Annotated in this window: 9 protein-coding genes; 8 read left to right on the forward strand and 1 reads right to left on the reverse strand. The window is 62.8% G+C overall.

Annotated features, from left to right (window positions below):
* Positions 1 to 169: 169 nt before the first annotated feature.
* Positions 170 to 934 carry a sulfite exporter TauE/SafE family protein gene (locus ACW9JE_RS25030; RefSeq protein WP_457434252.1) on the forward strand — a complete coding sequence of 255 codons (765 nt, stop codon included), beginning with the start codon at positions 170 to 172 and terminating at the stop codon, positions 932 to 934.
* On the opposite strand, the gene ACW9JE_RS25035 is transcribed toward ACW9JE_RS25030, so the two are convergent.
* Positions 924 to 1,238, reverse strand: a complete 315-nt coding sequence (locus tag ACW9JE_RS25035; protein WP_457434253.1) for a putative quinol monooxygenase — start codon at positions 1,236 to 1,238, stop codon at positions 924 to 926. The genes ACW9JE_RS25030 and ACW9JE_RS25035 overlap by 11 nt on opposite strands.
* Positions 1,239 to 1,401: 163 nt before the next feature.
* On the opposite strand from ACW9JE_RS25035, the gene ACW9JE_RS25040 reads away from it, so the two are divergent.
* The 7 genes from ACW9JE_RS25040 (at position 1,402) to ACW9JE_RS25070 (ending at position 9,635) form a co-directional block, all read left to right on the forward strand.
* Positions 1,402 to 1,992, forward strand: coding sequence for an NAD(P)H-dependent oxidoreductase (locus ACW9JE_RS25040; RefSeq protein ID WP_457434254.1), 591 nt, complete (start codon positions 1,402 to 1,404; stop codon positions 1,990 to 1,992).
* Positions 1,993 to 2,203: 211 nt separating this feature from the next.
* Positions 2,204 to 3,115: a LysR family transcriptional regulator gene (locus ACW9JE_RS25045; RefSeq protein ID WP_457434255.1), complete on the forward strand. Its 912-nt coding sequence runs from the start codon at positions 2,204 to 2,206 to the stop codon at positions 3,113 to 3,115.
* 103 nt (positions 3,116 to 3,218) lie between these two features.
* Complete coding sequence (locus ACW9JE_RS25050) at positions 3,219 to 4,112, forward strand: NAD-dependent epimerase/dehydratase family protein (RefSeq protein ID WP_457434256.1); 894 nt, start codon at positions 3,219 to 3,221, stop codon at positions 4,110 to 4,112.
* Positions 4,113 to 4,317: 205 nt separating this feature from the next.
* Positions 4,318 to 5,763: a SulP family inorganic anion transporter gene (locus ACW9JE_RS25055; protein ID WP_457434257.1), complete on the forward strand. Its 1,446-nt coding sequence runs from the start codon at positions 4,318 to 4,320 to the stop codon at positions 5,761 to 5,763.
* A gap of 186 nt (positions 5,764 to 5,949) precedes the next feature.
* Complete coding sequence (locus ACW9JE_RS25060) at positions 5,950 to 7,299, forward strand: GntP family permease (RefSeq protein ID WP_224539228.1); 1,350 nt, start codon at positions 5,950 to 5,952, stop codon at positions 7,297 to 7,299.
* A gap of 16 nt (positions 7,300 to 7,315) precedes the next feature.
* The gene (locus ACW9JE_RS25065) at positions 7,316 to 8,176 is read left to right on the forward strand and encodes a MurR/RpiR family transcriptional regulator (protein WP_224539230.1); all 861 of its coding nucleotides are present in this window, start codon (positions 7,316 to 7,318) and stop codon (positions 8,174 to 8,176) included.
* Between the two features lies 1 nt (position 8,177).
* Entirely contained in the window at positions 8,178 to 9,635 is a 1,458-nt protein-coding gene (locus tag ACW9JE_RS25070) for a D-aminoacylase (RefSeq protein ID WP_457434258.1), read from the forward strand.
* Positions 9,636 to 9,732 lie beyond the last annotated feature (97 nt).

Raw genomic sequence — 9,732 nt, forward strand, 5'->3', positions numbered from 1 at the left:
GGTTTTGGGTTGTTCACACAATTAGCGCACGACACAAATCCCTGTGGGAGCGGGCTTGCCCGCGAAGACGTCAGTCGCCATTACAAAGAATCCAGCCTCTTGTCTTGCGAGAGGCACCCTCAGTATATGGCAGATTTTCAACCACCCGCTTCAGGCGCAGGATAGCGCCATGAATACTCTCGCCGCGTTCTACGAAAACCTCGGTCTAGCCTTGTCTGTGCTGGTCATCGCCACCTTCCTGCTCGCCGGCACCATCAAGGGTGTGATCGGCCTTGGGCTACCGACTATCTCCATGGGCTTGCTCGGTCTGGCTATGGCGCCGTCGCAGGCTGCTGCGCTGTTGATCATTCCGGCCACGCTGACCAATGTCTGGCAACTGGCGTTCGGCGGTCATCTGCGGGGGCTGGTCAGGCGGCTGTGGCCGATGCTGCTGGCGATCTTCATCGGCACCGGCGCGGGCACGCTGTGGATCGGCATGGTCGGCGGGCATTGGGTGGTGCGCGGTCTGGGGGCGGCGTTGTTGCTCTATGCGCTGAGCGGTCTGTTTCTGCCGACCTTGCGCGTCAGCGAACAGAGCGAAGGCTGGCTCGGTCCGCTGTGTGGTCTGATCACCGGCGTCATCACTTCGGCCACCGGCGTGTTCGTGATTCCGGCGGTGCCATATCTGCAGGCGCTGGGCCTGAGCAAGGACGAACTGGTGCAGGCGCTGGGGCTGTCGTTCACCGTCTCGACCCTGGCCCTGGCCGCCGGGCTGTTATGGCGCGGCGCCCTGGGCGGGGGCGAGTTGAGCGCCTCGCTGCTGGCGCTGATCCCGGCGGTGCTCGGCATGTGGCTGGGGCAGTGGCTGCGTCAACGGATCAGCGCGGTGTTGTTCAAGCGCGTGTTCTTCATTGGCCTGGGCTTGCTTGGCGGCCATCTGTTGATCAGCGGCTAGCGGAGGACGAGCTGATCATCTCGATGGCGCGAATCTCGAAGTCCCGTTCCAGGTACTCGTCGCGCTGAGCCAGAAACTGCTTCATGTGCGGCAGGTTTGAATGCACTTCCAGGTGCGCCTGGGATTGCCAGATCTCGTAGAAGATAAACAGGGTCGGGTCCTGCTTGTCGCGCAGCATGTGGTACTCGATGCAGCCGGGCTCGGCGCGACTCTCTTCCACGTAACCGCTGAAAAACGCTTCGAAGGCGTCGGATTTTTCCGGGCGGGTCTTGGCGTGCAGGATGAAGCCTTGCATTTCACTCACTGAAAACTCTCCTCAAGTCAGAATCGGCGCCAGTCTAGGGCAATAATCGCCTGTTGATTCGTGCGTGTAGGTCAAATGAGATTTGCGAAAGCGCTGCTTTTTCCGCGCGAGGTGCGCCGGTAAGGTGCTGCCCCTCAAATTTCTAAACCCCTCCGAGTTCCCGATGAAAAAAGTCCTGTTACTCAATGGCGGCAAACAATTCGCCCACTCCGACGGCCGCTACAACGCCACCCTGCACGACGCCGCGCTGGCGGTACTGGATCGCGGTGGTCTGGACGTCAAAACCACCTTCATTGACGGCGGCTACGACATCGCCGAAGAAGTGGCCAAGTTCCTCTGGGCCGACGTGATCATTTACCAGATGCCCGGCTGGTGGATGGGCGCGCCGTGGACCGTGAAGAAGTACATCGACGAAGTCTTCACCGAAGGCCACGGCAGCCTCTACGCCAGCGACGGCCGCACCCGCTCCGATTCGTCGCAGAAGTACGGCAGTGGCGGCCTGATCCAGGGCAAGCAGTACATGCTGTCGCTGACCTGGAACGCACCGCAGCAGGCCTTCGACGACCCGACCGATTTCTTCGAAGGCAAGGGTGTGGACGCGGTGTACTTCCCGTTCCACAAGGCCAACGAATTCCTCGGCATGACCGGCCTTCCGACCTTCCTGGCGGTGGACGTGATGAAGCGTCCGGACATCGAAGGGCATGTGGCGCAGTACGAGCGGCATCTGGCTGAGGTGTTTGGCCTTAAGGCGTGATGCTCGACTACTATCGGCAGTCAGAACGATGGGTTTTTGTGACTGAAGGGCTTTTGTGGCGAGGGGGCTTGTCGAAACGTCGCACCGCCCCGTTGGGCCGCGCAGCGGCCCCAGAAAATGGGACTGCTGCGCAGTCCAACGGGGGCAAGCCCCCTCGCCACAATGGTCCCCATCAGCCCACCAGACGCAGGACTATCGACAAGGAACACACGTGAAAGCCAGATCCGATGAATTGCAGATCTTCGTCTGCGTGATTGAATGCGGATCGATTTCCGCGGCGGCCGAGCAGGTCGGGCAGACGCCGTCGGCGGTGAGTCGCACCTTGTCGCGGCTGGAGGCCAAGCTCGACACCACCCTGATCAACCGCACGACAAGACGCATGGACCTGACCGAGGAGGGCAAGTACTTCTTCGAACACGCCAAGCTGATTCTCGATCAGATGGACGAACTCGAAGAGCGTTTGTCATCGCGCCAGCAGACGCCATCCGGACGCCTGCGCATCAACGCCGCATCACCCTTCATGCTGCACGCCATCGTGCCCTACATCGATGAGTTCCGAAGGCTCTACCCCGAGATCCAGCTCGAACTCAACAGCAACGACCTGATCATCGACCTGCTCGAACAAAGCACCGATATCGCCATCCGCATCGGCACTCTGGCCGACTCGACCCTGCACGCGCGCTCGCTTGGCTGCAGCCCGATCCACATCGTCGCCAGCCCCGCCTATCTGGAAAAGCACGGCACGCCGACAGCGGTGGCGGACCTGTCCGAGCACACCCTGCTGGGCTTCACCCAGAACGAAGGCCTCAATCAGTGGCCGTTGCGTTACGTGCATGGCGATCGCTGGCCGATCGAGGCCGCGCTCAGCGCTTCCAGCGGCGAGACCATTCGCCACCTGGCACTGGAAGGCCAGGGCATCGCCAGCCTGTCCCACTACATGACCATCGAGGACATTCGTGCCGGGCGCTTGAAAGTGGTGCTGGCCGAGTTCAACAGCGGCTACCGCCAGCCGATCAACGCGGTGTACTACCGCAACTCGCAACTGGCCTTGCGCATTCAATGTTTCCTCGACTTCATCCAGGGCAAGCTGGCGCTCTATGCCAGCTCGGACTTCAAGGACTGATTCGTGATCCCTGCGCAAGAGTGAATTGGGCCAGCGGGGATTTTTCCTCGCCGACCGCTGCCCGATACTCGTCGCATCACTTATTAACGCAGGGAGTTTCTCCATGAACGTATTCGTTACCGGCGCTGCCGGCTTCATCGGCGGTTCCATCGCCACGGGCCTGATCCAGGCGGGCCACCGCGTCACGGGTCTGGTGCGCAACGCCGAGCAGGCCGATGAATTGAAAGCGCTGGGCATCACTCCGGTGGTCGGCACCCTGGATGACAGCGCATTGCTGGCTGAACAAGCCAAGGCCGCCGACGCGGTGATCAACGCCGCCAGCAGCGACCATCGCGGCGCGGTGGAGGCCTTGCTCGATGCCCTGCGCGGCACGAACAAAGTGTTTCTGCACACCAGCGGTTCGAGCATCGTCGGCGATGCCTCGGGCGGAAAATCCAGCGACGTCATCTACTTTGAAGACAACCTGCCGGAGCCGACCGTGGACAAGGCCGCCCGGGTGGCCATCGACAACCTGATCCTGGCAGCGGCGAAGGACGGGGTGAATTCGGCGGTCATCTGTAACACCCTGATCTACGGCCACAGCCTGGGCGTCAATCGCGACAGCGTGCAGTTGCCGCGTTTGCTGAAACAGGCGCGCAAAAGCGGCGTGGTGCGCCATGTCGGGACCGGGCAGAACATCTGGTCCAACGTTCACATCGAGGACGTGGTGTCGCTGTATCTGCTGGCGCTGACCAAAAATGTGCCGGGCACTTTCTACTTTGTGGAAAGCGGCGAGGCGTCGTTCGTCGACATGACCACCGCTATGGCCAAGGCGCTGAACCTGGGCGAACCGCAGGACTGGCCGCTCAAGGATGCCGAGGCCGAGTGGGGATATGAAATGGCCAACTATGGCCTGGGCTCCAACAGCCGGGTGCGTGGCAAGCATGCGCGGGAACTGTTGGGTTGGGTGCCCAAGCGGACTTCGGTGGTGGAGTGGATTCGTAACGAGATGGTGTGAGTTCGCTTTAGACCGTGTCATCGTTCATCGCGGGCAAGCCCGCTCCCACAGGGATTGAGTCGTTCACACATCCATTGAACGACAGGGACCTTGTGGGAGCGGGCTTGCCCGCGATGGCGTTTTCAAAACCGCCACAACTGGCCGGGTTGCCCTCAATTCCGTAACATCCGCACATTCTTTTCGCGACTCCAGCATGCGGTCCCCCATGAAACCAAAAAACCTGCGCGCCGATATCCTGGCCGGCCTCACCACGTCTTTTGCCTTGCTGCCCGAATGCATCGCCTTCGCGCTGGTGGCTCATCTCAATCCGCTGATGGGCCTGTATGGCGCGTTCTTCATCTGTACGTTGACGGCGCTATTCGGCGGCCGGCCGGGGATGGTGTCGGGGGCGGCCGGTTCGATGGCGGTGGTGATCGTCGCACTGGTGGTGCAGCACGGGGTGCAGTATCTGCTGGCCACGGTGTTGCTGGGCGGGTTGATCATGATGGCGTTCGGTCTGCTCAGGCTCGGCAAACTGGTGCGCATGGTGCCGCATCCGGTGATGCTCGGGTTCGTCAACGGCCTGGCGATCATCATTGCCCTGGCGCAGCTGGAGCATTTCAAGGACGGTGAAGCGTGGCTGAGCGGCGCGCCGCTGTACATGATGATCGGGCTGGTCGCGGTGACGATGGCGATCGTCTACGTGTTGCCACGCCTGACCCGCACGGTGCCGCCGGCGCTGGTGGCGATCCTCGGCGTGGGCCTGGCGGTGTACCTGCTCGGCCTGCCGACCCGCACTCTCGGCGACATGGCGCACATCGCCGGCGGCTTGCCGACCTTCGCCTTGCCGGACATCCCGTGGAACCTCGACACCCTGCGCATCATCGCTCCCTACGCGATCCTGATGGCGCTGGTAGGCCTGCTGGAAACCCTGCTGACCCTGAACCTCACCGACGAAATCACCGAGAGCCGTGGCTATCCGGACCGCGAGTGCGTGGCACTGGGCGCGGCGAACATGGTGTCTGGTGCGTTTGGCGGCATGGGCGGTTGCGCGATGATCGGCCAGACCGTGATCAACCTCAGCTCCGGCGGCCGTGGTCGCCTGTCCGGGGTGGTGGCCGGGGTGGCGATTGTGCTGTTCATCCTGTTCCTGTCGCCGCTGATCGAGCGCATCCCGCTGGCGGCGCTGGTAGGGGTGATGTTCGTGGTGTCGCAGCAGACCTTCGCCTGGGCTTCGCTGCGGGTGGTGAACAAAGTGCCGCTCAATGATGTGCTGGTGATTATCGCGGTGACGGTGATCACGGTATTTACCGATCTGGCCACGGCAGTGCTGTGCGGGATCATCATCGCCGCGCTGAATTTCGCCTGGCAGCAGGCCCGCGAGCTGTACGCCGACAGCCATCTGGAAGCCGACGGCAGCAAGCTGTACCTGATGCACGGCACGCTGTTCTTCGCCTCGACCACGCCTTTCCTCAACCAGTTCGATCCGGCCAACGACCCGGCGGTGGTGACCATCGACTGCCGCCACCTGAGCTTCGTCGACTACTCGGCCATCGCCGCTCTGAAGACCTTGCGCGAGCGTTATGCCAAGGCGGGCAAGCACTTGCGGGTGCTGCACTTGTCCGAGCGGTGCAAGAAGCTGCTGAAGCGGGCGCATGTCGGTCACGACTGACTTCCCCCTTCGGGGTGGCGATGAAAATCCACCACCCCGATTTTCATTAATCGCGACAAGACATATCCAAAAACGACACTCCGTACCTCTGCACGAAAATTACTTTCACCTCGTTTGAGTTTCACGCTTCGAAATGTTTTAAGAGTTTCACAAAACTTTCGACGTGACCCTCTCGAGGAGTACCGCATGACCCTGTCCTTCGGCTATTGGCTGCTGGTGTATGCCGCCGTTGCCATCATCGCCCTGATCGTTCTGATCGCACGCTACCGGCTCAATCCGTTCATCGTGATCACCCTGATTTCCATTGGCCTGGCGCTGGTCGCCGGGATGCCGCCGTCCGGTGTGGTGGGGGCGTATGAGGCGGGGGTTGGCAAGACGTTGGGGCATATCGCGCTGGTGGTGGCGCTGGGCACAATGCTCGGCAAGATGATGGCCGAATCCGGGGGCGCCGAGCAGGTGGCGCGGACCTTGATTGACCGTTTCGGCGAGAAGAACGCCCACTGGGCGATGGTCTGCATCGCGTTCCTGGTGGGGTTGCCGCTGTTCTTCGAAGTCGGTTTCGTGCTGTTGGTGCCGATTGCGTTCACCGTGGCGCGGCGGGTTGGCGTGTCGATCCTGATGGTCGGCCTGCCGATGGTCGCCGGTCTCTCGGTGGTGCATGCGCTGGTGCCGCCGCACCCGGCGGCGATGCTCGCGGTGCAGGTCTATCAGGCCTCCGTTGGCCAGACCCTGCTCTACGCGATTGCCATTGGCATTCCCACGGCGATCATCGCCGGTCCCCTGTACGCCAAATTCATCGTGCCACGCATCCAGTTGCCGGCGGAAAACCCGCTGGAGCGTCAGTTCCTCGAGCGCGAACCCCGTGACAGCCTGCCGGGTTTCGGCATCACCATGGCGACTATTTTGCTGCCAGTGGTGCTGATGCTGATCGGTGGCTGGGCCAACCTGATCTCCACGCCGGGCACCGGTTTCAATCAGTTCCTGCTGTTCATCGGCAACTCGGTCATCGCGCTGTTGCTGGCGACCCTGCTGAGCTTCTGGACCCTGGGTATCGCTCAGGGCTTCAACCGCGAATCGATCCTCAAGTTCACCAACGAATGCCTGGCGCCGACCGCCAGCATCACCCTGCTGGTGGGCGCCGGTGGCGGCCTGAACCGGATCCTGGTAGACGCCGGCGTCACCGACCAGATCGTCGGCCTGGCCCACGAATTCCATCTGTCGCCGCTGTTGATGGGCTGGCTGTTCGCCGCGCTGATGCGCATCGCCACCGGTTCCGCCACCGTGGCCATGACCACCGCCTCCGGTGTGGTTGCGCCGGTGGCCATCGGCCTGGGCTATCCGCATCCGGAATTGCTGGTGCTGGCCACCGGTGCCGGCTCGGTGATCTTTTCTCACGTCAACGACGGCGGCTTCTGGTTGATCAAGGAATACTTCAACATGACGGTGGCCCAGACGTTTAAAACCTGGACCGTACTTGAGACCCTGATTTCGCTCGTCGCTTTCGGCCTGACCGTCGGCCTTTCCTACCTGATCTAGCCGGAGCCCGCTTGCCATGGACATCCTTTACCAGATTCGCGCCCGCCAGGATTCTTTCAGCGCCGGTGAAGGACGCATCGCCCGTCTGATGCTCGACGACGTCGGCTTCGCTGCCTCCGCCAGCCTCGACGAGCTGGCGCAGCGGGCGGAAGTCAGCACCGCCACCTTGTCGCGTTTCGCCCGCAGCGTCGGCTGTCGCGACTTGCGTGATCTGCGCCTGCAACTGGCCCAGGCGAGCGGCGTTGGCAGCCGTTTTCTGGATCCGGCCGGCACGCCCGAGCAATCGGCGTTCTATGGGCAGATCGTCGGCGATATCGAGTCGACCCTGCGCCAGCATCTGTCGGGTTTCGACGAGTCGCGCTTCGCCGACGCGGTGAAACTGCTGGGCAAGGCGCGGATGATTCACGCCTTCGGCATGGGCGGCTGCTCGACCCTGTGCAGCGATGAATTGCAAGTGCGGCTGGTACGTCTCGGCTACCCAATCTCGGTGTGCCACGACGCGGTGATGATGCGCGTCACCGCCGCCAGCCTCAGCGCCGAACAGGTGGTGATTGTCTGCTCGCTGACCGGCATCACCCCGGAGTTGGTGGAAACCGTGGAATTGGCGCGCAACTACGGCGCGCGCATCCTGGCCATCACCCGCGAGGACTCGCCGCTGGCGCAACTGGCGGACATCGTACTGCCGCTGCAAAGCGCTGAAACCTCCTTCATCTACAAACCTACGGCGGCGCGCTACGGCATGCTGCTGGCCATCGATGTGCTTGCCACCGAACTCGCACTGGCCAATCCTCAAGACAATCAAGAGCGTCTGCGGCGGATCAAACTGGCCCTGGACGATTACCGCGGCGGCGACGATCACTTGCCGCTGGGAGACTGACATGCTGTACGACACGCTGATTCGCAACGCCCTGATCATCGACGGCGGCAACCGTCCCGGTTACCCCGCCGACGTGGCCATTCTCAACGGCCGCATCGAACGCATCGGCGACCTGCGCAAGGCCAGCGCCACCGAGGAAATCGACGCCCAGGGCCATGTGCTGGCGCCGGGTTTCATCGACGTGCACACCCACGACGACACCGTGGTGATCCGCCAGCCGCAGATGCTGCCCAAGCTCAGCCAGGGCGTGACCACGGTGATCGTCGGCAACTGCGGGATCAGCGCCTCGCCGGTGAGCCTGCGCGGCGATCCGCCGGACCCGATGAACCTGCTGGGCAGCGCCGCGGCGTTTGTCTATCCAACCTTCCGCGATTACCGCGCGGCGGTCGAAGCGGCCAATACCACGCTGAACGTGGCCGCCTTGGTGGGCCATACCGCGTTGCGCAGCAACCATCTGGATGACCTGTTCCGCACCGCCACAGCCGATGAAATCGCCGGCATGCGCGAGCAATTGCGCGAGAGCCTGGAGGCCGGTGCGCTGGGCCTGTCCACCGGGCTGGCCTACGCCAGCGCGTTCTCGGCCTCCACCGAGGAAGTCATGCAACTGACCGAAGAACTCACGGCCTTCGGCGCGGTGTACACCACCCACTTGCGCAGCGAATTCGAACCGGTGCTGGAGGCCATGGACGAGGCCTACCAGATCGGCCGCCACGCAAAATCCCCGGTGATCATTTCCCACCTCAAATGTGCCGGCGCCGGCAACTGGGGGCGCAGCCCGCAACTGCTGGCGTCGTTGGAGCAGGCGGCGAAAACCCATCCGGTGGGCTGCGACTGCTATCCCTATGCGGCCAGCTCGTCGACTCTGGATCTGAAGCAAGTCACCGACGCCCATCGCATCACGATCACCTGGTCCACGCCTCATCCGGAAATGGGCGGTCGCGACCTGATGGACATCGCCGCCGAGTGGAACCTGTCGTTGCTCGACACGGCCCGTCAGCTGCAACCGGCTGGCGCGGTGTACTACGGCATGGACGAAAACGACGTGCGCCGGATCCTAGCGCATCCGCTGTCGATGGTCGGCTCCGATGGCCTGCCCGAAGACCCGTTTCCGCACCCACGCCTGTGGGGCGCCTTTCCGCGGGTACTCGGCCATTTCAGCCGCGACGTAGGCCTGTTCCCGCTGCACACCGCCGTGCACAAGATGACCGGCCTGTCGGCGGCGCGATTCGGCCTGAAGGAACGCGGCGAGATTCGTGAGGGGCATTGGGCGGATCTGGTGTTGTTCGACCCGGCGACCATTCGCGATGTGGCGGATTTCAATGATCCGCAGCGCGCAGCCGAAGGCATTGGAGGGGTGTGGGTGAATGGCGTGTTGAGCTATCGCGACGGCCAGGCCAATGGACGCAGGGAAGGGCGCTTCCTGGCGCGACAGGGCGACCTGCGCGAAGGATTTCACTAAGGATCAACGTGTCGATGTAGCAGTTGGCGAAGCCTGCGTCCGGCTGCGAAGCAGTCGCGAAATCAGGCGACGCGGTGTTTCAGGTAGACCTCGCGCG

Source organism: Pseudomonas sp. SDO55104_S430 (assembly GCF_054070595.1).

Bases quoted from the DNA above. Each gene is read 5' to 3' on its own strand.
- ACW9JE_RS25030 (WP_457434252.1), top strand. From the start codon at position 170: ATGAATACTCTCGCCGCGTTCTACGAAAACCTCGGTCTAGCCTTGTCT.
- ACW9JE_RS25040 (WP_457434254.1), top strand. From the start codon at position 1,402: ATGAAAAAAGTCCTGTTACTCAATGGCGGCAAACAATTCGCCCACTCC.
- ACW9JE_RS25050 (WP_457434256.1), top strand. From the start codon at position 3,219: ATGAACGTATTCGTTACCGGCGCTGCCGGCTTCATCGGCGGTTCCATC.
- ACW9JE_RS25055 (WP_457434257.1), top strand. From the start codon at position 4,318: ATGAAACCAAAAAACCTGCGCGCCGATATCCTGGCCGGCCTCACCACG.
- ACW9JE_RS25060 (WP_224539228.1), top strand. From the start codon at position 5,950: ATGACCCTGTCCTTCGGCTATTGGCTGCTGGTGTATGCCGCCGTTGCC.
- ACW9JE_RS25065 (WP_224539230.1), top strand. From the start codon at position 7,316: ATGGACATCCTTTACCAGATTCGCGCCCGCCAGGATTCTTTCAGCGCC.
- ACW9JE_RS25070 (WP_457434258.1), top strand. From the start codon at position 8,178: ATGCTGTACGACACGCTGATTCGCAACGCCCTGATCATCGACGGCGGC.